The 21356-nt window shown below is 55.0% G+C and carries 21 protein-coding genes; 6 read left to right on the top strand and 15 right to left on the bottom strand.

Annotated elements, in window-relative coordinates:
* Positions 1 to 27: 27 nt before the first annotated feature.
* Complete coding sequence (locus G544_RS0113940; RefSeq protein WP_027275170.1) at positions 28 to 984, top strand: GlxA family transcriptional regulator; 957 nt, start codon at positions 28 to 30, stop codon at positions 982 to 984.
* A 308-nt stretch (positions 985 to 1292) separates the two neighbouring features.
* On the top strand, positions 1293 to 3854 hold the full coding sequence (gene mutS, locus G544_RS0113935) for a DNA mismatch repair protein MutS (protein WP_027275169.1): 2562 nt from the start codon (positions 1293 to 1295) through the stop codon (positions 3852 to 3854).
* Positions 3855 to 3910: 56 nt separating this feature from the next.
* Here the strand turns inward: mutS and G544_RS20660 are convergent, their stop codons facing one another.
* Together G544_RS20660 and G544_RS0113925 are read right to left on the bottom strand one after the other, a co-directional pair.
* Positions 3911 to 4486: an MSMEG_1061 family FMN-dependent PPOX-type flavoprotein gene (locus tag G544_RS20660; protein ID WP_036024162.1), complete on the bottom strand. Its 576-nt coding sequence runs from the start codon at positions 4484 to 4486 to the stop codon at positions 3911 to 3913.
* A gap of 4 nt (positions 4487 to 4490) precedes the next feature.
* The gene (locus G544_RS0113925; RefSeq protein WP_161624121.1) at positions 4491 to 5570 is read right to left on the bottom strand and encodes an ABC transporter substrate-binding protein; all 1080 of its coding nucleotides are present in this window, start codon (positions 5568 to 5570) and stop codon (positions 4491 to 4493) included.
* A 266-nt stretch (positions 5571 to 5836) separates the two neighbouring features.
* Between G544_RS0113925 and G544_RS20655 the strand changes: the two genes are divergently transcribed.
* Positions 5837 to 7972, top strand: a complete 2136-nt coding sequence (locus tag G544_RS20655) for a TonB-dependent siderophore receptor (RefSeq protein ID WP_245614562.1) — start codon at positions 5837 to 5839, stop codon at positions 7970 to 7972.
* 79 nt (positions 7973 to 8051) lie between these two features.
* On the opposite strand, the gene rpoS is transcribed toward G544_RS20655, so the two are convergent.
* The 12 genes from rpoS to G544_RS0113860 form a co-directional block, all read right to left on the bottom strand.
* Positions 8052 to 9041 (bottom strand): RNA polymerase sigma factor RpoS, encoded by a 990-nt coding sequence (gene rpoS, locus G544_RS0113915; RefSeq protein WP_027275167.1) that lies wholly within the window; start codon positions 9039 to 9041, stop codon positions 8052 to 8054.
* Between the two features lie 58 nt (positions 9042 to 9099).
* Positions 9100 to 10236 carry a murein hydrolase activator NlpD gene (nlpD, locus tag G544_RS0113910; protein WP_027275166.1) on the bottom strand — a complete coding sequence of 379 codons (1137 nt, stop codon included), beginning with the start codon at positions 10234 to 10236 and terminating at the stop codon, positions 9100 to 9102.
* A gap of 248 nt (positions 10237 to 10484) precedes the next feature.
* Complete coding sequence (locus tag G544_RS0113905) at positions 10485 to 11117, bottom strand: protein-L-isoaspartate(D-aspartate) O-methyltransferase (RefSeq protein ID WP_027275165.1); 633 nt, start codon at positions 11115 to 11117, stop codon at positions 10485 to 10487.
* An 11-nt stretch (positions 11118 to 11128) separates the two neighbouring features.
* A complete protein-coding gene (surE, locus tag G544_RS0113900) occupies positions 11129 to 11878 on the bottom strand; it encodes a 5'/3'-nucleotidase SurE (RefSeq protein ID WP_027275164.1) in 750 nt (249 codons plus the stop codon).
* Between the two features lie 122 nt (positions 11879 to 12000).
* Complete coding sequence (gene truD, locus G544_RS0113895) at positions 12001 to 13038, bottom strand: tRNA pseudouridine(13) synthase TruD (protein WP_036024161.1); 1038 nt, start codon at positions 13036 to 13038, stop codon at positions 12001 to 12003.
* A gap of 8 nt (positions 13039 to 13046) precedes the next feature.
* Entirely contained in the window at positions 13047 to 13520 is a 474-nt protein-coding gene (ispF, locus tag G544_RS0113890; RefSeq protein ID WP_027275162.1) for a 2-C-methyl-D-erythritol 2,4-cyclodiphosphate synthase, read from the bottom strand.
* A 21-nt stretch (positions 13521 to 13541) separates the two neighbouring features.
* The gene (gene ispD, locus G544_RS0113885; protein ID WP_027275161.1) at positions 13542 to 14252 is read right to left on the bottom strand and encodes a 2-C-methyl-D-erythritol 4-phosphate cytidylyltransferase; all 711 of its coding nucleotides are present in this window, start codon (positions 14250 to 14252) and stop codon (positions 13542 to 13544) included.
* Complete coding sequence (ftsB, locus tag G544_RS0113880; RefSeq protein WP_027275160.1) at positions 14253 to 14540, bottom strand: cell division protein FtsB; 288 nt, start codon at positions 14538 to 14540, stop codon at positions 14253 to 14255.
* A 20-nt stretch (positions 14541 to 14560) separates the two neighbouring features.
* Positions 14561 to 15529: an aminoimidazole riboside kinase gene (locus G544_RS20650; RefSeq protein ID WP_051155768.1), complete on the bottom strand. Its 969-nt coding sequence runs from the start codon at positions 15527 to 15529 to the stop codon at positions 14561 to 14563.
* A gap of 131 nt (positions 15530 to 15660) precedes the next feature.
* Positions 15661 to 16383, bottom strand: a complete 723-nt coding sequence (locus tag G544_RS0113870) for an amino acid ABC transporter ATP-binding protein (RefSeq protein ID WP_027275159.1) — start codon at positions 16381 to 16383, stop codon at positions 15661 to 15663.
* Positions 16376 to 17137 (bottom strand): amino acid ABC transporter permease, encoded by a 762-nt coding sequence (locus G544_RS0113865; protein ID WP_027275158.1) that lies wholly within the window; start codon positions 17135 to 17137, stop codon positions 16376 to 16378. Before G544_RS0113865 ends, G544_RS0113870 begins: the two co-directional genes overlap by 8 nt.
* 71 nt (positions 17138 to 17208) lie before the next feature.
* On the bottom strand, positions 17209 to 17985 hold the full coding sequence (locus G544_RS0113860) for a basic amino acid ABC transporter substrate-binding protein (RefSeq protein ID WP_027275157.1): 777 nt from the start codon (positions 17983 to 17985) through the stop codon (positions 17209 to 17211).
* A gap of 349 nt (positions 17986 to 18334) precedes the next feature.
* On the opposite strand from G544_RS0113860, the gene G544_RS0113855 reads away from it, so the two are divergent.
* The 3 genes from G544_RS0113855 to G544_RS0113845 all read left to right on the top strand — a co-directional run bounded on the left by G544_RS0113855 (position 18335) and on the right by G544_RS0113845 (position 20739).
* Positions 18335 to 19051 carry a nucleoside recognition domain-containing protein gene (locus tag G544_RS0113855; protein WP_027275156.1) on the top strand — a complete coding sequence of 239 codons (717 nt, stop codon included), beginning with the start codon at positions 18335 to 18337 and terminating at the stop codon, positions 19049 to 19051.
* A gap of 30 nt (positions 19052 to 19081) precedes the next feature.
* Positions 19082 to 19546 (top strand): YjiG family protein, encoded by a 465-nt coding sequence (locus G544_RS0113850; protein WP_036024160.1) that lies wholly within the window; start codon positions 19082 to 19084, stop codon positions 19544 to 19546.
* An 80-nt stretch (positions 19547 to 19626) separates the two neighbouring features.
* Positions 19627 to 20739 carry a M20 family metallopeptidase gene (locus G544_RS0113845; RefSeq protein WP_027275154.1) on the top strand — a complete coding sequence of 371 codons (1113 nt, stop codon included), beginning with the start codon at positions 19627 to 19629 and terminating at the stop codon, positions 20737 to 20739.
* A 136-nt stretch (positions 20740 to 20875) separates the two neighbouring features.
* Here the strand turns inward: G544_RS0113845 and gpt are convergent, their stop codons facing one another.
* On the bottom strand, positions 20876 to 21334 hold the full coding sequence (gene gpt, locus G544_RS0113840) for a xanthine phosphoribosyltransferase (RefSeq protein WP_027275153.1): 459 nt from the start codon (positions 21332 to 21334) through the stop codon (positions 20876 to 20878).
* Between the last annotated feature and the right edge of the window lie 22 nt (positions 21335 to 21356).

Below are 21356 nucleotides of genomic sequence, written 5' to 3'. Positions count from 1 at the left end.
TGCTTACGCTTATTTTCGGGAGCCCGTATGTCCGTGCCGTCCGTTGCCGTCGTCGCTACCGACGGCTTTAGCCCTTTTCACTTTTCCGTGCCTTGTACTATTTTTGGCAGCATCCTGCCAGACCAAAAGTTGTACAACCTTCTCATTTGCGCTCAGGCCCCCGGACCGGTTCGCTCCACGATGGGACTTACGCTGACGGCGGAACACGGGCTTGAGGCATTGGAAAAAGCCGATACGATCGTCATTCCCTTTTGGCCTCACCCAGAAGAAAAGCCAGCTCAGGCGCTACTCGATGCGCTGATTAAGGCGCGCGACCGAGGGACCTCGATTGTCGGGCTATGCCTGGGCACCTACGTTCTCGCCTATGCGGGCCTGTTGGCCCACCGACGCGCCGCGACCCATTGGGAATATGAGCAGGATTTTTGCCAGCGTTTTCCCGATGTACGGCTGGACACCAATGCGCTCTACGTCAACGACGATGGGTTAATCACTTCGGCGGGAACGGCCGCCGGACTTGACTGCTGCCTCTATATCGTCCGAGAACGCTATGGAAGCGCTATCGCCAACCGTATCGCCAGACGAATGGTCGTCCCTCCCCACAGGGAAGGCGGACAGGCTCAGTTTATCGATCGCCCGCTTCCGCTCTCAACCAAAGACGTGCGCATCAATACTTTACTGGCGTTCTTGAGAAAGAATCTGCAGCAGCCCCACAGTCTCGATGCCTTGGCCAAACGCGTTATGATGAGCCGCAGAACGTTTACCCGCCAGTTTAATCAGGCGACCGGCATGTCAGTGGGCGAGTGGCTGGAGACGGAACGCCTTCAGCGCGCTCAGGAGCTGCTGGAATCGGCCAATCAGTCAATAGAAAGCGTCGCTCAGGCCGTTGGCTTTCAGTCGCCGATATCGTTTCGACAGCGTTTTAAGGCGCGCTATCGCATAAGCCCCAGCGACTGGCGTCGCGCCTTTCGGGGAAAGGCGCTTTAGCCTGCGCGCCTGATTCACAAAATGCGGGCCATCTCATATCAAGCGACATACCGATGGTTAGAAACGCCTTCCACTTTTACCACTCGCTTTTTCTTCGCCGCACTTTTTAATTTATTGCCACGTTTCCTTGTTTTATCATAACCTTCTTTACCATTTGGCCATTATCCGGCCGTCGCCGCTTGCCACGGCCTCGCGTATGGCCTACGGTATCGTCCATATATTTATACTGCGTTTATCGCAACCGCCGGGAGCCGAATAGATCGCCTCGCGCCAACCGCTGAATTCAAGGGATTAACAAGACTACCTCTATGAATGAGAAGACAAATTTAGACGCCCATACCCCCATGATGCAGCAGTACCTTAAGCTAAAGGCACAGCATCCCCAGATCCTGCTGTTTTACCGCATGGGCGACTTTTATGAACTGTTTTACGACGACGCCAAGCGGGCGTCCCAGCTGCTGGACATTTCACTGACCAAGCGCGGCGCCTCCGCCGGAGAGCCAATCCCCATGGCGGGCGTTCCCCACCATGCGGTGGAAAACTATTTAGCGAAGCTGGTTCAGCTTGGCGAATCCGTGGCGATATGCGAACAAATCGGCGATCCGGCCACCAGCAAAGGCCCGGTAGAGCGTAAAGTCGTTCGCATCGTAACGCCGGGCACGGTCAGCGACGAGGCTCTGCTTCAGGAACGGCAGGACAACCTGCTGGCGGCCATTTGGCAGGAAGGAGCCCGCTTTGGTTATGCAACGTTGGACATCAGCTCCGGCCGCTTTCAGGTCGCGGAACCGGCTGATAAAGAAACCATGGCGGCAGAGCTGCAGCGAACGAATCCCGCGGAGCTGCTCTATCCGGAAAACCTCGAAGCGATGGATCTTATCGAGAACCGTCGCGGCCTTCGCAGAAGGCCAATGTGGGAATTTGAAATCGATACCGCCCGCCAGCAGCTTAACCTGCAGTTTGGCACAAAGGATCTCAACGGATTCGGCGTTGAAAAATCGGCCCATGCCCTGCGCGCCGCGGGCTGCCTGCTGCAGTATGTAAAAGACACCCAGAGAACCGCGCTGCCCCATATTCGCAGCCTGACGCTGGAACGCCAGCAGGACGGCATCATTCTCGATGCCGCAACGCGTCGCAATCTTGAGCTGACGCAGAACCTGTCCGGCGGGAGCGAAAATACGCTGGCGGCCATTCTCGATCGTACGGTAACGCCGATGGGCAGTCGGATGCTCAAGCGCTGGATCCATGCGCCAACCCGAAATCATGCCGTATTGCGAAACCGCCAAACCGCGATTACGGAACTACAGGGCGTTTACACCGATATTCAGCCATACCTTCGCAGCATCGGCGACTTGGAACGCATTCTGGCCCGCCTGGCCCTTCGCACCGCGCGCCCTCGCGATCTCGCCCGCATGCGTAACGCTTTCCAGCAACTGCCCGACATTCACGCCCTGCTTGCACCGCTAGCAAGCCAGGCAGTGCTGTCGCTTAAGCAGCAAATAGGTGAGTTTGACGAACTTAAGGACCTGCTGGAGCGAGCCATTATTGAGTCTCCGCCGGTGCTTATTCGCGACGGCGGCGTCATCGCTCCCGGCTACAATGCAGAGCTTGATGAATGGCGCGCTTTGGCGGACGGTGCGACCGATTATCTCGACAGGCTGGAGGTTCGCGAGCGAGAAAAGCTCGGCCTCGATACCCTCAAGGTCGGCTTTAACGCGGTTCACGGCTATTACATTCAGGTCAGCCGCGGCCAAAGCCACCTGGTGCCGATAAACTACGTTCGCAGGCAGACGCTGAAGAACGCCGAGCGCTACATTATCCCCGAGCTGAAAGAGTACGAAGACAAGGTTCTTACCTCAAAAGGGAAGTCGCTGGCGCTGGAAAAAGGCCTGTACGACGAGCTGTTCGACCTTCTGTTGCCTCATCTTGAGACGCTACAACAAAGCGCCGCGGCGCTGGCCGAGTTAGACGTGCTCAGCAGCCTGGCAGAGCGGGCCTACGCGCTGAACTACGTTTGTCCGACGCTTTCAGACCGGCCGGGGATCCAAATCGCCGCCGGTCGTCACCCGGTAGTGGAGCAGGTTATCAGCGAGCCCTTCATCGCCAACCCGCTGCAGCTCTCCCCTCAGCGCAGGATGCTTATCGTTACCGGCCCCAACATGGGCGGTAAAAGCACCTACATGCGCCAGGCGGCGCTTATCGTGCTGATGGCGCACATCGGCAGCTTCGTGCCGGCGGAAAGCGCGACCATAGGCCCGGTAGACCGCATCTTCACCCGCATCGGCGCGGCGGACGACCTAGCGTCGGGTCGCTCAACCTTCATGGTGGAAATGACGGAAACGGCCAATATATTGCATAACGCCACCGAGCAAAGCCTTATCCTGATGGACGAAATCGGCCGCGGCACCTCAACCTACGACGGCCTGTCGCTGGCATGGAGCTGTGCGGAAAGTCTGGCAAATAAAATTAAAGCCATGACGCTGTTCGCCACCCACTACTTTGAGCTGACGACCCTGCCCGAACGTATGGAAGGCGTGGAAAACGTTCATTTGGATGCCGTTGAGCACGGGGACACCATCGCCTTTATGCACTGCGTTCAGCCCGGCGCGGCCAGCAAAAGCTACGGCCTGGCGGTGGCGGCGCTGGCCGGCGTGCCGCGCGACGTCATCAAGCGGGCGCGCCAAAAGCTTAAAGAGCTGGAGAGCCTGTCCGCCAGCGCGGCCAACGGCTCGACCGAAGGCGCTCAAATGGCGCTGCTGACGGTTGAAGAAGAAGCGCCGCCGGTCGTGGAAGCGCTGGAAGCGCTCGACCCCGACGCGCTTTCGCCCAAGCAGGCGCTGGAGTGGATCTATCGCCTGAAGGGGATGCTGTAGCGCAAGCGGTAATGCAGTAAATACAGAAAAGGTCGGAATGCTCCGACCTTTCTTTTTTAATCCGACATCCTGTTTTGGTGAAAGTCGATAATATCCTTCAGCAGCGGCGCCTTGTCTTTATTACTCTGGCTTTCGCTTTCCCACAGCTTTGCCAGCGAAACGGCCTGACCGCAGTGAATAAAGGCCTCTTCAACCTCAACGACGATGGTGCACTTCACCTTCTTACCGGTTTCGCTAAAAAAATCGCTCAGCGACGGATCAAGCGACAGCCGCGCCTTACCGTTGACGCGGAAAGCTTCGCTCACGCCAGGAACGAAGAACGTCAGGCCTACCTGCGGGTTATCAATGATGTTCTGCAGGCCGTCCAGACGATTGTTTCCCGCATAGTCAGGGATAAGCAGCGTCTTTTCGCCGACCGTTTTAACAAACCCGGGCACACCGCCCTTTGGCGAAACGTCAACGCCCTTTTCCCCTACCGTCGCCAGCACCATAAAGGGCGACAGCGAGATCATTTTCGCGCCGTAGGGCGCCAGAAAGTCCAGCTGCTTTTTAATTACGATGTCGTTCGGCATGGCATAGTGCTCGCGCAGCTGCTCTTTAGACGCCACCAGATGTTCGGGTCGAATATACATAACGCTATCTCTGTAAAGTAGTCCAATAGGTTCCCGTTAAAGGAACCGGAAGAAAACGCTGATTCATCTCATCCATCGTTTTTTGCGGATCGACATCCTGATAAAGCTGAGGCTGTATCCACTTGGCCATTACCTCAGCCCCCACGACGTTAAAAGGCGAACCGGTAAAATAGTTCCAAAAACCGTGCACTCTGCCGTTTTTGACCGCGTCAAAGGTGCTAATACCCTTTTGCTCTACCAGCGCTTTCAGCTGCCGCTGGCTTAGCGCCGGATCTACGCTTGTTCCCATCGGCAGAGCTTTGTTGGGGTCTACCGCCGAATGGCCGGTGGCGATGTACACCTGCGGATCTTTTTTAATCACGTATTCCAGACTCAGTAGCCCGCCGTTGGCGGTTGGAAATTTGTCAGCGCCGATATTTTCCCCTTTAAACAGGGAAATATATTCGCCAAGTCCGCCGGCTCCGCTGCTCCAGCAGCAGTCCCATACGCCGGGATAGGCGTGCAGCAGCACTCGCGGATGGGACAGATTTTTGTCGTTTAGCCGCTCGGTAAGCCTCGCCATGTGCTGCTGATAAAAATCGATGACCGCCTCAGCCTTCTCTTCTCTGTCCAGCAGCTGCCCTAAAAGACGGGTCGACGGAACGGTATTTTTCATCGGCTCCTGATAGTAGTCGATAACGGCAACCGGTATCTTGCTCTTTTGCAGCAGCTCGATAAGCGACTTAGAGCGCGGCACCTGCCAAGCTTCAAATATCACCAGGTCCGGCGTTAAAGAAAGAAGCGTCTCCAGCGAAAGCTCATCGCCGCTTCCGCTACCGATGGTTTTCAGCGCAGCCAGCTTTGGAAAAGTCTTCAGAAAAAGCTTATAGGTCGCTTCATCAAACCTTTTAAGCTCGCTGCCCCAGCCAACCAGCACGGCCGTCGGGTCCTCATGTACAAATGAAAACGCCAGCAGGCTGTAGCCCGACGCCAGTATCACTCTCTGCGGCTTTTGCTTTAGCACGACCTTCTGACCGGAAACATCCACCAGCTCTTTAGGCCATTCGCCCGCCGTGGCCGCTGACGCACAAAAAATCAGAGCCATAAGTAAGTAACGCACGCCTTTGTACATGAAATCATTAATCCTTTTTAAATAGCAAAGCACTACCGCGCTTCGGCCAAAGTCATAGTGTAGATGATATCACTTCATTCGTAACGATAACCATTCTCTATGTTTGCATCAGGATGCGATCTTTTATCTTTGCTATCGGTATCCGCACAAAACGTTCCCATTGACAGTCGCTAACAAATCAAAAGAAAATAGCTATGATAACAATTATCATTTTTAACAATAACGGGAAGAACATACCTATGAACAAACAAGTCGCACCGTATAGTCCGACCTATAAGCCTTTGGCTTATGCCGTACTCTTAGGGCTGGCGGCGGCTTCACCGGCCATGGCGGAGGAAAAACAGCAAAACGCCGAGGCGGGTGAGACCCTTATCGTTACCGGTACCAATACCGCAATGAAAATTGATACGCCGGCAGCGGAAACGCCCCGCTCCGTATCGGAAGTCACGCTGGAAGACATCAAAGATCGCGGCGCTAAAAAAATCGACGAAGCCCTGCGCTACAGCGCCGGCATTCAGACGGGCCAATATGGTGCGGATAACAGAACCGACTGGCTGATTATCCGCGGCTTCGAATGGGCGCCTTATCAAAACGGGCTGTCTACGATTTACAATGAAGCGGGGTTCTACTCCTGGCACCAGGAAACCTACGGCATCGAGCGCCTTGACGCGCTGAAAGGGCCTGCGTCCATGCTGTATGGCCAAAACCCTCCCGGCGGCCTGGTAAACGTGATTACCAAGCATCCTACTCGCCTAAAGCAGGGTGAAATTGACGTTTCTTACGGTTCGAACGACTATCGGCACTTCGGTTTAGACACCTCCGGCCCGCTCAACGAAGAAGGGAACGTGCTTTATCGCTTCGTCGGCTTCGCCAAAAAAGACAACGGCCCGGTAGACGGCGCGTCCAACGAACGCTATTACTTTGCGCCCAGCATTTCTGTCGATTTCAACGACAAAACCAGCCTGACCGTGCTTACCAGCTACATGAAAGACAATTCCAACCCCACAAGCGGCTTTAAGCTGCCTTACGGTACGCTGCACGGCACGCCTTTTGGCAAGGTAGATAAAGACACCAGCTTCGGCGAACCGGACTACAGCAAGGGCGATTCTGAGCAGTTCAACATCAGCTATGAGCTGAGCCACATGTTCAACGACACCTGGACGTTTAAGCAAAACGCCTCTTACAGCTATCTGAATCTGCTGCTGCGCAACGTCTACGGCTCATATATGCTTGATGACAGAAACGTTCAGCGCGGCCTGACCTATCGCGACGGCAGCGCGCAAAACTATGCCATCGACAACCGTCTGGTAGGTAACTGGACGATAGACAATTTTGAAAACACCCTGCTGTTAGGCACCGACTACACAACCATTAACTCGCGCGGTAAAGACGGCAACGTTTATGGCTTCGGCTCTCCTCTGGATATCTTTAACCCCGTCTACGGCAACTATACGCCCGTCAGCGACGACGAGCTGTTTAGCCACCGTACCAAGCGTTTTCAAACGGGGGTATACGTTCAGAACCAGCTGAAGTTCGACGATAAGTGGATACTGCTGCTCGGTGGCCGCTACGACAAGGCGCGCTCCAGCGATATCATATCAAACGCGGGTGTAAACAGCGGCGCCACCGAAGGCCGTATCGATATGGATGACCATAAGTACACCAAAAGCGCGGGCCTGATGTACCTTGCCGACAACGGCCTTAACCCGTACATCAGCTATTCGGAATCCTTCCAGCCGCTGTCCGGGCGCGACGGCTACGGTAGCCCTTATAAGCCGCAGACCGGCCAACAGACGGAAGTCGGCGTTAAATATGTCCCTGAAGGTTTCAACGGCTACTTTAACGCGGCCCTGTTTGAAATGTACCAGAAGAACATTTTGACGACGTCTAACGATCCGAAAATCAACTATGCTCAGGTTCAAACGGGGATGGCGCGCTCTCGGGGTCTGGAACTGGAAGGCGTAGGCCACGTAACTGACTCCCTTCAGATCCACGCTAACTACACGCTAAACCGCGTAGAAACCATCCGTTCCGGCGACAGCGACGAAATCGGCAACCGCCTGCCGTTAACGCCGCTGCACATGGCGTCCCTGTGGGCAAACTACTCCTTTAACGGCAAGCTTGAAGGGCTGACTATTGGATCCGGCGTTCGCTACATCGGCAGCACCTACGGCGATAAAACGAACGATAAGGATCTGAAAGTTCCCGCCTATACCCTGTGGGACGCAATGGTTCGCTACGACATTAACAAAGAATGGCAGGTACAGGTCAACGCCAGCAACCTGACGGATACCAACTACGTTAGCGGCTGTAACTACTGGTGTTACTACGGCGAAGGCCGCACCGTAACGGCGAAGATCAACTACCACTGGTAATGTGACGCGCGAATTACACGCATAAGAAAGCCGGCTCCAAGCCGGCTTATTTATTTCCAGAAAAGCGCCGTTAAGGCGATTACTCTTGGAACAGCGCCTCAATATTCAGCCCCTGCTTGACCAGAATTTCGCGCAGCTGGCTTAAACCCTCAACCTGAATCTGGCGAACTCTCTCTCGGGTCAGGCCGATTTCGGCGCCGACGTCTTCCAGCGTTGCAGCTTCATAGCCTAAAAGGCCAAAGCGGCGAGCCAGCACTTCACGCTGTTTTGGATTAAGTTCAAACAGCCACTTAACGATGCTCTGCTTGATATCATTATCCTGAGTGGTGTACTCGGGATCGTTGTTGTACTCATCCGGCAGAATGTCCAGCAACGCGCTGTCGGATTCGCCGTTCAGCGGTGAATCCACGGAGGTGACGCGCTCATTGAGGCGCAGCATCCGGCTTACGTCTCCGACGGACTTATCCAGCTGATGCGCGATATCTTCGGCTCGCGGTTCGTGGTCCAGCTTTTGGGACAGCTCGCGCGCGGTGCGCAGGTAAACGTTAAGCTCTTTAACGATATGAATCGGCAGGCGGATGGTTCTTGTCTGGTTCATAATGGCCCGCTCGATCGTTTGGCGGATCCACCAGGTTGCGTAAGTAGAGAACCGGAACCCGCGTTCAGGATCGAATTTCTCTACGGCGCGAATAAGCCCAAGGTTGCCTTCTTCAATCAAGTCCAGAAGCGCTAAGCCGCGATTATTGTAACGGCGGGCAATTTTGACGACCAAACGCAGGTTGCTTTCAATCATTCGGGTACGCGCGGCGGCATCACCGCGTAGCGCACGGCGAGCGAAGTAAACTTCTTCCTGCGCGGTTAGAAGGGGTGAAAAACCAATTTCTCCGAGATACAGCTGTGTCGCATCCAGCACATGTTGAGTCACATCTTGTGAAAGCAGTATATCGTCCGCAGAGCTGTCGTCTTCAACGACATCAATCGACGCTTTCTCATCAAACTCTGCGGGTTCACTATCATCGAAATCGGCATTTTCGGGCCATTCGTTGACTTTCAGCGTATTGGAACTCATATTTTTTCCTACCCGTAGTTGCGACATTTCGGGCAGGAAAAAAGGAGTTCCTACCCACTCAACGCTGCGGCAAGTGCTGCAGCGGGTTAACGGACTTACCTTTGTAGCGGATTTCAAAATGCAATCTTACAGAGGTCGTTCCCGTACTGCCCATTGTTGCTATTTTTTGACCTGCTTTGACTTCTTGCTGCTCGGCCACGAGCATTGAGTCATTATGTGCATAAGCACTCAGATAATCATCATTATGCTTGATAATGATGAGGTTACCGTAACCCCGTAACGCATTGCCTGCATACACGATACGACCGTCAGCGGCGGCGACTATCGGCTGGCCTCGGGATCCGGAAATATCAACTCCCTTATTGCCCCCTTCCGATGTTGAGAAGTTGTCAACCACTTTCCCTTCCGTCGGCCAACGCCAGCGAACGCCGGATACGCTGCTGGAAGCTGTCGTTCCGGTTGCCGCCGAAGTCGTTGATCCGGCAGTCGGTTGAGAAGATGGTAACGTTTTATCAACATTTTGTTTACTAGTGTCAGTGTACGCCCCTGAATTTTGAGAATCAACACCCGCCGTCCGATTTTGTGTTGCATTCGGGGAGGTCGTAGTGGACGTATTTGAGGCGACCACCGAGCCGTTATTTACGCCGTTGCCCACGTTCAGGGTTTGGCCTACGGTCAGCGCGTAAGGCTCAGCAATGCTGTTGCGCTGCGCCAGTTCGCGATAGTCATTTCCGGTGATCCAAGCGATGTAGAATAAGGTATCGCCGCGAGAAACGGTATAGGTTGAACCGCCGTTATAAGATCCCTTTGGAATATCTGAGTAGCGGCGGTTATAAACGATGCGTTCACCGGAAGCCGCCGCGCTGCTGCTCGCAACGGGTCCGCCCTGGAAAGGATTGCCGCTGCTCTGCGCCGCTGCCGTAGAGGTAGAAGAACCGCCCTCATTGGAAATGTTAGGGCGGCTGGTATCCATCGCCATCGTATTCTGAGAAGAAGCGCCTGCCGCACCTGCGGAAGAACTACTCGAAGAACCGCCGGAAGTAGCCGGTGAAGAAGAATAGGTTCCGCTGCTCCCGTTAATAGAAGTAATAGGCGCGGGCTTATTCGGCTCACTTTTACAGCCGACTAACGCTGCGCTGATGATTACGCCTAACGCTATACGCCGATATGTCATCATCGGGCTTCCTTTATTCATGCTTCCCCCACCATAGCAGAATTAATCATTTCAATATCCGGTTGCTAAATATACAGCAAAAACGGCCAGACGATGCCGCCTATGCCGTCGAAACTCATCGAATTATTCACTCTCTCTTCATAAATGAGAGACTTTCGCAATTTGAACCCTATATCTATCCCCATCCTTCGTCAAATGTGAATGGATAAATTTACTTATCTCTACAATCAGCCCGTGTGCGCAAAGCCAACGATATAAAGCGGATGGAATCAGGCCAGATCGCCCTTTAGCATGGGGACAAAGCGCACCATCTCAATCGTATCGGCAACGAACCGATCGCCCTGGCGCTGCACCAGCTGCAAAAGCTGAGACTGCTGGGGTTCACCTACCGGCAACACCATGCGGCCGCCGTCGGCCAGCTGTTCTATCAGCGACTGCGGGATCTCGTCGGGCGCCGCGGTGACAATAATCGCGTCAAACGGCCCGCGAACCGCCCATCCTTCCCAGCCATCGCCGTGGCGGGTTGAAACGTTGTGTAAATCCAGCTGCTTCAAACGCCTTTTCGCCTGCCACTGCAGGCTTTTTATTCGCTCAACGGAGTAAACGTGCCGCGCCAGGTTCGCCAGCACGGCGGTCTGGTAGCCAGAGCCGGTACCGATTTCCAGTACGGTTGAATCCGGCGTCAGCTTCAAAAGCTCCGTCATTTTCGCCACGATGTAAGGCTGAGAAATAGTTTGCCCTGCGCCAATCGGCAGTGCGGTATTGTCATAAGCCTGATGGGAAAGCGCTTCGTCAATAAATCGCTCTCTGGGAACCGAAGCCAAAGCCTGCAGGACGCGCTCGTCGCGGATCCCCTGGCCGACAAGCTGCTTTAGCATTGTCTGTACGCGTTTACTCGGCATACTTGGCATACTCAGATAACCTTCACTTGCGTTAACCATTGATGAATAACATCTTGAGCGGCATAGGCCGTTAAATCAACCTGCAGCGGCGTAATTGAGACATACCCCTGCTCTAGCGCGGCAAAATCAGTATCCTCACCTGAATCGTCCTTCTCTCCGGGCGGCCCTATCCAATAAAGGTCATTACCGCGGGGGTCAGTCTGGCGGATCACGCGCTCAGCCGGATAGCGGCGGCCGCAGCGGGTAACCCTGAAACCTTTAATCTCATCCAAAGGCAGGTCTGGAACGTTAATATTCAATATTCGCCCGGTGCGAAGCGGCTCCTGAGACAGCGCCTTTAAGAGGCGACAGGTCACCGCGGCAGCGGTATCAAAATAGCGGTGCCCATCGAGAGAAACGGCCAGCGCGGGCAGCCCAAGGTGGCGCCCCTCCATCGCGGCGGCGACGGTCCCTGAGTAAATCACGTCGTCACCGAGGTTAGCGCCGGCGTTAATGCCCGAAACGACGATGTCCGGGCGCGGCGTCATTAGCGCGTTAACGCCCAGATAGACGCAGTCGGTAGGCGTACCGCGTACGGCAATGTCGCCGTTACTCAGCGAATGGATCTTCAGGGGCATTTCTAGCGTTAAAGCGTTGGAGGAACCGCTGCAGTTGCGGTCTGGAGCGACAAGCTGTACCTGAGCAAACCGGCGTAAAGATTCGGCCAGCGTCTGGATCCCCGGAGCGCTTATGCCGTCATCGTTGCTCAGAAGTATTCTCATGGTATCAATCAGGCCCGTACATTTCGAAGGGAGGCCGCGGCAAAGCCGCAGCCGAAACTTTTTCGATTATAACCTCATCTTTGCGCTCAGGAAAACGGGCAACGCGCCTGAACGATGAGGGATTAGGCGTCGATCGGGAAATCTGATTGAGAACGCACCAGCTCGCGCACGACGCTGGTGGCGAAACTGCCGGCAGGAAGCTCAAAACCAAGCCGGAGGGTTTCGTCGTCCAGCCAGCGCCACGTCATGCTTTCCGGCACGACAATCAGCGCGCGTCGCGCTGGCGCTACGCGCTCTCTGGTCATCAGAGACAGAAAATCGCCGCTTGCCTCCAGCGCCTTTGTTTCAAGCGCCAGCGCCTCGCCTTGGCTACCCAAAGCGCCGTCCCCAGGAAGCGGCGCCGTCAGGTAGACGTCACCCTCGGCCAAACGCTTTTGCACGCTCTCAAGCTCGCCTTCAGCCACGGTAAACCAGCTGCCGCTGCCGGCAAGCCCTACGGCGTCGCCCAACAGCACCTGTCGATGATGGCCGCTCTCAATGCGTGCGCTTGTCGCCTGGTTAAACATGGCGCTTCGGGCGGCGGATAGATAGAAGCTGCGCTTGCCCCGCTCCTTCACCACAATTTCGTCATTGGCCCACTTGCGGGCCATTATCAGATTGTTGCCGCTGCGGCCAAACCGCTGCTCGCCAAAATAGTTGGGAACGCCCTGGGTTTGGATTTGTTCAAGCCGCACTTCAACGTCGGCGCGATGGCTTATTTGCCGCAAAACCAGCGTAAAACTGTTGCCTTTCAGCGCGCCGATCCGAAGCTTGCGCCGGTGGCGGGCCGTTTTAAGCACTTCGCAGCCTTCCTGCTTAAAGCGGGAAAAATCCGGCGTTTCTTTCCCCGGCATCTGCAGACAGAACCACTGCTCGGTAACCGCGTGGCGATCTTTAAGCCCCGCATAGCTCACGGCGCGAGCCGAAATGCGAGCAAACTTGGCCAGCGCGTCGGCGACAAACTGGGTGTTGCAGCCGGTTTTACGCAGGTAAACCAGCACGTGTTCACCCTCGCCGTCAAAGGAAAAACCTAAATCCTCCTGAACGCAGAAGTCTTCCGGCTCCGATTTAATGACCCCGGTAGATACAGGCTGCCCGTAAAGCCAAACGGGTTCAGTCACGAAACCGCTCACGCCTTCACCAACAGGGCGACGGCTTCACAGGCGATCCCCTCTTTACGGCCGGTAAAGCCGAGTTTTTCAGTGGTGGTCGCCTTCACGTTGACGTCGTCAACATGACAGCCAAGATCTTCGGCAATATTGACGCGCATTTGGGGAATATGGGGCAGCATCTTGGGCGCCTGTGCGATAATCGTGACGTCGACGTTGCCGACCCGATAGCCTTTCTCTTTAATTTGGCGAAAGGCTTCTCTTAGCAGAACGCGGCTGTCCGCTCCCTTATAGGCCGGATCGGTATCGGGAAACAGCTTGCCGATGTCGCCCAGCGCGGCGGCGCCCAGCAGGGCGTCTGTCAGGGCGTGAAGCGCAACGTCGCCGTCGGAGTGCGCCAGCAGGCCAAACTCATAGGGGATAGCGACGCCGCCAATGATAATCGGCCCTTCTTCGCCAAACTTATGAACGTCAAAACCGTGACCAATACGCACAGGCATACTCCTTCTATGCTTCTATGATTGATGGGTAAGATAAAACGTGGCCAGCGCCAGATCTTCCGGGCGCGTAACCTTTATATTGTCAGAGCGCCCCGGCACCAGCAGGGGGTGAAATCCGCAGTGCTCCAGCGCAGAGGCTTCGTCAGTCAGACTGACGCCCTCATCGAGCGCCCGGGCCATGCAGTCGTAAAGCAGCTCAAGCGGGAACATCTGCGGCGTCATGGCGTGCCACAGGCCCTCGCGATCGACCGTATGAGCAATGCTCGACTCGCCGACGGTTTCCCGCTTCATCGTGTCTTTCGCAGGCATCGCCAGGATCCCGCCCTGTCGACCTTCATATACGGTCGTCATCAGAGCGTCTAAATCTTCGTAGCGTAAACACGGACGGGCGGCATCGTGCACCAGCACCCAGCGCGCGCCCATGCCTTTGGCGCAGTTCAAACCGGCCATAACCGAATCGGCCCGCTCGGCGCCGCCCGTTACGGTGGAGACGCGGGTATCGGCAGCAACGGGCAACGAAGAAAAGTATGAATCTTCAGGATGAAGCGCAACGATAACGCGCTCAACGGCAGGATGCTCAAGCAGTGCGCCTATGGCGTACTCGATAATCGTTTTCGTACCGATGGTTAAATACTGTTTGGGGAGATCGCAGCGCATCCGGCTGCCTATACCGGCGGCGGGCAAAATGGCGACGGTATGAAAAGAAGGGGAAGCCGCCTGGGACATCTACTTTTTACCGCCCTGTTCGGGAATAATGCGATAGAAGCTCTCGCCGGGCTTGATCATGCCCAGCTCGCTGCGCGCGCGTTCATCAATGGCTTCCTGCCCGCCTTTCAAATCGCTAATTTCAGCAAACAGCCGCTCGTTACGCGACTTCAATTTGGCGTTGTTGCCCTGCTGGAGCGCGATATCCTCTTTCACGCGGGCATAATCGTGCAGCCCGTTTTTGCCGAGCCACAGCGAATACTGTAGCCAGCCCAGCAAAACAATCAGTAACAGCGTAAGTTTCTTCATCCTATCCCCCAAAAAACCGGCTAATCATCCCATAACTCGTCGGCAGACTCCATATGGAAAGTTGAGGAAAGGGAGAGAAACTCCCGTAGTTGAAGCGCCGTCGGCAGCGCGCTCCACGCGCCTTTCTGCGTCGTTGCCAGCGCGCCGCAGGCGCTGGCCCGATTTATCAAGGCTCGCAGCGCCTCTTTGTTCTGAGGAAACCCGCTTTGGGCAATGCCGGACAAAAGCCCCGCCATAAAGGCGTCCCCTGCGCCGGTCGTATCAATGCAGACAACCTCATAGGCATTAAAACGAAACGCCTCTCCCCGCCAGAGTACAACGCCGCCTTCCCCGCCGCAGGTGATGACTTTCAGTTCGGCGGGATAGTCGCTCACCGCCTTCAGCGCCTTTTCCCATTCCCCTTCTGCAACCGACGTGAGCCAAAACAGCTCATCTTCGGATAGCTTCAGTACGTCGGCCTGGAAAGCGTAGTCAACGATAGACTGACGCATGGCCGCTTTGTCGTCCCACATTTGGCTGCGCAGATTGACGTCAAAGCTGACGGCACCTTGCTGCGCCTTCGCCTGCGCCGTCAGCGCCCACACCGCGTCGCGGCACGGTTCGCCCACCAGCGCCAAAGAACAGGTATGAAGCAAACACGCCTCTTCTGAAGGAAGTCGGCGAAGCTCAAGAAAGCGGTCCGCCGCAGGATTAACTAAAAAAGTAAAGCTGCGTTCGCCGCTTTCGTCCAACGAGACCAGCGTAGTGCTGGTGCGATGGAGGGTGTCCAGCTCGACGAGCCGACAGTCTACGCCGTTCTCCTCCAATGCCTGCTGCATAAAGCGGCCAAAGGGATCGTCGCCGACGCGGCCGATAAAACCGGATGACGCCCCCAGTCTGGCGGCGCCGACCGCCACGTTGGCCGGTGCGCCGCCGGCGCAGGCCTCATACTGCTGGTTGCCCAGCGGCAGTAAATCCACGACCGCATCGCCTAACGCCCAGATTTTCATATCAAGCCAGCCCTTTTCTTTTTATTTCGCTCACAGTGTAATCTTAACGCGGCTCTCACGCCTGCGGGCATAAAAAAACGGTCGCCGTAGGAGCGGAGACCGTTTTTTACTCTGAACTTACCGTTCGCTAGCTACAGCACCTTACTTAAGAAAGCGCGGGTTCTTTCGTTTGCAGGCGACGTGAACAGCTTTTCAGGCACGTCTTCTTCCTGAATAACGCCCTGATCGATAAAAATCACCCTGTCGGCGACATCCCGGGCAAAGCCCATTTCGTGGGTGACAACCACCATAGTCATCCCCTCGTGGGCCAGCGACTTCATGACCGCCAGCACTTCCCCCACCAGCTCTGGGTCAAGCGCGGAAGTCGGTTCGTCAAACAGCATCACTTTAGGCTCCATCGCCAACGCGCGCGCAATGGCCACCCGCTGCTGCTGGCCGCCGGAAAGCTGGCTAGGATAGGCGTCTATTTTGTCTAACAGGCCCACCTTTTGTAAAAGCTTCTCCGCTCTCTCAATCGCTTCGGTTCGGGAGAGCTTTTTGATGTCCATCGGCGCCAGAATCAGGTTTTCTAAAACCGTCATGTGGGGGAACAGGTTAAAGCGCTGGAACACCATGCCGACGCTTTCCCGCAGGTGATTGAGATTGGTTTTTTTATCGTGTACGGCAAACCCGTTAATATAAATCTCGCCGTCGGTCATCTCCTCCAGCGCGTTCATGCAGCGCAAAAAGGTGCTTTTACCCGAACCGGAGGGGCCAATGATGCACACCACTTCATTCGCGGCAATATCGCAGGAGATGCCGCGCAGAACGTGTATTTTGCCAAACTGCTTTTGTAAATTACGGATCTTAATCACTTTTGCCTAGCCTCTTTTCCATCTGCCTTACCATCAAAGAGAGTAAGAACGTAATCACCCAGTACACGATAGAGATAGTCAAATAGGGCTCCCAGTAGGTGGCGTAGGCCCCCGATACGGTTCTGGCGGCATAGGCCAGGTCGGCAAGCCCGATGGCGGACGCCAGCGAAGAGTCCTTAACGATCGCGATAGCGTTATTTCCCAGCGGCGGCAGCATGCGGCGAAACGCCTGCGGAAGAATGATTTTACGCATGGTCTTGCCGTAGGTCATGCCCAGAGAGCGTGCCGCTTCCATCTGCCCTTTGTCTATCGATTCAATGCCCGCACGGAAAATCTCTGACACATAGGCGCCGGCATTGAGCGTAATCGCCACTATGCAGGAGAGAAACGCGCCGTACTCCGAACGCAGCATGCGCGCGAAGTCCACCGACATAATGCCGCTGGAAACCAGCAGTCCGTCTCGCGGGTTGATAAGCAGTGGGATAAGCGCAAAGTGCACGACCATGATTTGCACGAACAGCGGCGTACCGCGAAAGGCGCTAACGTAGATTTTAACCGGCGTTTGTACGAAAGCCCGTAAGAAGAAATCCATACCGGGGCTGCGCGGCGCGCGCGCCAGTCGACCAAGCCCTAAGGCTAATCCCCACGTGACGCCTAAAATGACACAAATGATGGTGCACTTGACGGTCATCCACGCCCCGTCGGCAAACAGCGGGGCGTATTCCTGGATTATCTCCCAGCGAAATCCTGACATAAAAAAGAACCCGTAGTTAAAAAGCGTTCAGGGCGAATCAATCGCCCTGAACGTTGTGACTAAAAGAAAAATTATTCCGCAGGCAGGGCCGGCACGTCGTTATCAAACCACTTCTGATAAATTTTGGCATAGGTGCCGTCGGCGATAATCTTTTTCAAACCGGCGTTGATCTTACCGCGCAGCTCTTCGTTGCCTTTCGCGACCGCAATGCCGAAGTACTGACGTTCAAACTTGGCGTCGGACACCAGGTTAAACTCTTTTTCCGGATGGTTTTTGATATAGAACTTGGCGACGCCCACGTCGCCTACCGCCGCGTCGATGCCGTCTTCATACAGCTCTTGCAGCATCAGAGGCGTATTATCAAATCGCTTGATAGCGGTGCTGTTTTTACCCAGCACGTCAGAAACGACGATGTCGCCGGTGCTGGAGTTCACGACGCCCACTTTCAGCGGCTTCAGATCGGCAATACCGCCGATAGTCTTGCCCTTAGGCACGACGATGGCCTGCTCGGCTGGGAAGTACGGGGCGGAAAAGTCGACCATCTGCTTACGTTTTTCCGTAATGGTGATGCCGGAAATAATAATGTCGCGATCGCCGCTTCCTAATGTCGCAAAAATGCCTTCCCAAGGCGTGTTAACCAGCTTGATGTTAAAGTTTTCTGCTTTGGCTATAGCGGTAATAACGTCAATGTCGAAGCCTTCCAGCTCTTTCTTGCTGTTTTCAAATTCAAACGGGCGATAGGTCCCGCCGGAGCCGACAACGTAGGTAGGTTCTGCGGCGTTAGCAGCCGGCAGCGCGCACAAGGCGGCGGCCAAACAGGCGCCGAAAATAGAAAGACGTTTAAACATAGCTTTATCCTTATCGTTAACTTTCTTATGGCGAATGGCCGAAGTATGCACGAATAACGCATAAAAATACATAAACCGAGGAAGAAATGACGACATTATGAGATAAAAGTCTATCCGCCGCGCCCATTCAGTCACATCGTCTATTCGATACAAATAAATTAACAAATTGGATACATCAGCAGAAACTTTTTATCAACCGTATAGAAAGCGCGCGGTTGAATCGTAAATATCACAGAAGCGTGATCTACAGCACTTCCAATTTTGATAGAAATCAAAAAAATGATGAAGGGAAGTAAAGATAATTGACGATCAAATAATTACAGTGTGTTTTTTCATCAGGGAACTTCATATGTCTCAAGAAAGCTCTAAGCCGGCTCAACCTGAGGAAGCTAAGGTTGGCATCGGCGCTTACATTTCACTTATTTTCGCCATGGTATTCTTTTCCGGCCTGCTGGGGGGTAAAGAATGGTGGTCCGTTTTCGACTTTACGACGCTCAACGGCGCGTTTGGTAAGGTAACTGCCAACGTCACTCAGGCAGACGGGGCGCTCAACGTCGCCAAGACCACGTTCCGCGGCGCTGGCGGTAACGGCGCAATGGACGGCTTTCTGTTTGCTTTTGGCCTGATCCCTTCCGTTATGTTCGCTCTGGGCATGATCAACGTGCTGGAGCACTACGGCGCGCTTAACGCCGCCCGCAAGCTGCTTACGCCTCTGTTGCGCCCTCTGCTGGGCATCCCTGGCTCAACCGGCCTGGCAATTATCGGCAGCCTGCAAAGTACCGACGTCGGCGCCTCCTTGACCCGTTCACTGGTTGACGAAGGCCAGCTTAATGAAAAAGAAAAGGATCTGATCACCATGTTCCAGTTTTCCGCTGGCGCAATGATCACCAACTTCTTCTCCTCCGGTGCGGTGCTGTTTACGCTGATGACCGTAGACAATACGCCCGCCGTGCCGGCCTCCATCGGTCTGTGCATTTGCGTTATGTTCGTGATGAAAATCGTCGGAACGAACATTTTCCGACTCTATCTGGGCCTGACAACTAAAAAAGAAGCGACTAACGCATAAACCCATACCGAATTTAAGGATATCAAGATCATGTCAAATGAAAGCAAACCCATGATTACCGACGTATTCGTCGCCGGCGCTCGTAAAGGATGGGGAATTGCCACTTCCAGCACTCTGCCAAACGTACTGATGGCCTTCGTTATCATCAAAGCGCTGGAAATTACCGGCGCGCTTAAAGGGTTGGGATTCGTTTTTGCTCCACTGATGAACCTGTTCGGCCTGCCCGGCGAAGCCGCTGCCGTACTTATCGGCGGCTGGATGTCTATGGGCGGCGGCATCGGCGTTGCCGTCAGCCTGTACGCCAACGGCACGCTCAGCGGTGAACACCTGGCGATTCTGGCTCCGGCCATCTACCTGATGGGCTCACAGATCCAGTACGCAGGCCGCATTCTGGGCGTTATCGGCACCAAGGCCAGCAAGATCCCGGTAATGATCGTCGTTTCTGTCATCAACGCCTTTATCGCTATGTTCCTGATGAAGATCTTCGTCGGCTAACGCTCCCTCTCTTCTGCTCTACGGCTGTAAACCTTGCCGCTGCGCTCAGCGCAGCGGCTTCAAAAAAGTAAGGACATATCATGCAGTTAGAAAACTACCTTGACGAACTACGCCCACTGGTCAACGTTGACTGCGGCACTCAAACCGTTGAAGGCGTCGCCGTCATTGCCGACATCATGGCAAAAAAATATAAGGATATGGGCTGGCACGCAGAAATCGTCGATCTCGGCAAAGAAGTCGGACCGGGCGTTTTCGCAACCAATAAGCCGAATGCAAGCCAGTATGACGTCCTGCTAGTAGGCCATATGGACACCGTATTCCCGCCGGGAACTGCCGCAGAGCGCCCAATGTCAACGGACGCAACCCGCCTGTACGGCCCTGGCGCTGCCGACATGAAGTCCGGCCTGATGAACATCCTTTGGGCGCTGCGCGCGCTGGACGATAAAGACGTTGAGCGTCTGTCTATCGCTGTAACCATGAACCCGGATGAAGAGACCGGCTCCGTTTACTCCCACGAGTGGATCGGCAAGTACGCCAAGCAAAGCCGCTGCGTGCTGGTAGCCGAAGCTGCGCGCGCCGACGGTTCGCTGGTTAAGGCCCGTAAAGGAATGGTTCGTTACAACATCGACTTCCACGGCCGCGCCGCTCACGCGGGCAACGCGCCGGAAAAAGGCCGCTCTGCGATCACTGAACTGGCTAACTGGGTGCTGGCGATTAACCAGCTGGGCGATAAAGAGCTGGGCACTACGCTGAACGTCGGCGTCATCAAAGGCGGCGATGCGGCCAACATCGTTCCTGATAAAGCTCAGGCCGTCGTTGACGTCCGCTTTTGGGACAACAACGAGTATGACCGCATCAACAAGGCCATGCACGAGATGACCAACCGCGCCTACGTAGAAGACGTTACGGCGACCGTGACCCAAATGGCCCATACGCCCGCCATGTCTCCGAGCGAAGAAACGGAAAAACTGATGGCGCTGGTGGAAAAATGCGGTAACGAAGAGAATATCGCCATTAACTGGCTGGCCGTGGGCGGCGGTTCTGACGCCAACCACACCGCCGCGCTGGGCGTGCCTTCTCTGGACGGCTTCGGCCCTATCGGCGCTGACTTCCACAGCCCGGCAGAATACGTTGAGCTGGACAGCATCATCCCACGCATCAAGCTATTGAGCCGGATAGTGAAGTCGCTCTAACGATGTAGCTTCAAGCTTCAGACCCAAACGCCTGCAAATGCAGGCGTTTTTATTTGCCTGAAAGATAAAACAAAGCGGACGCCGCCTGATGGCGACGTCCGCTTTCTGAATGGCTTTCTATTGCGGCGCTGTAGGATCAGCAATCGCCGATAGGCTTAACGAAGGTAATGCCCATATCCCACGGCTGTTCAATCCAGGTATCCTGCGGGATATCGACGACATAGTCGTCAACCAGCGGCTTACCGGCCGGCTTGGCAAAAATGGTAACGAAACGGGCTTTAGGATACATTTCGCGAATGGCTTTAGCCGTTCCGCCGGTATCAACCAGATCGTCAACGACGATAAAGCCTTCACCGTCACCCTCTGCGCGTTTAAGCACGTTCATCTCACGCTGATTGTCGTGGTCATAGCTGGAAATACAAACCGTATCCACATAGCGGATGCTGAGCTCACGCGCCAACAGCGCAGCGGGGACCAGACCGCCGCGGCTAACGGCGATAATGCCTTTCCACTGTTCTCTCGGCAGCAAGCGACGCGCAAGCTTACGGGCCTCAATTTGCAACATATCCCAGGTGACGATGTATTTTTCGCTCATATAAATCGAATCCCAGCCGACG

Origin of the sequence: Leminorella grimontii ATCC 33999 = DSM 5078 (assembly GCF_000439085.1) — a bacterium.
GTDB classification, from domain to species: domain Bacteria; phylum Pseudomonadota; class Gammaproteobacteria; order Enterobacterales; family Enterobacteriaceae; genus Leminorella; species Leminorella grimontii.
This window is presented reverse-complemented; position numbering and strand designations above follow the sequence as displayed.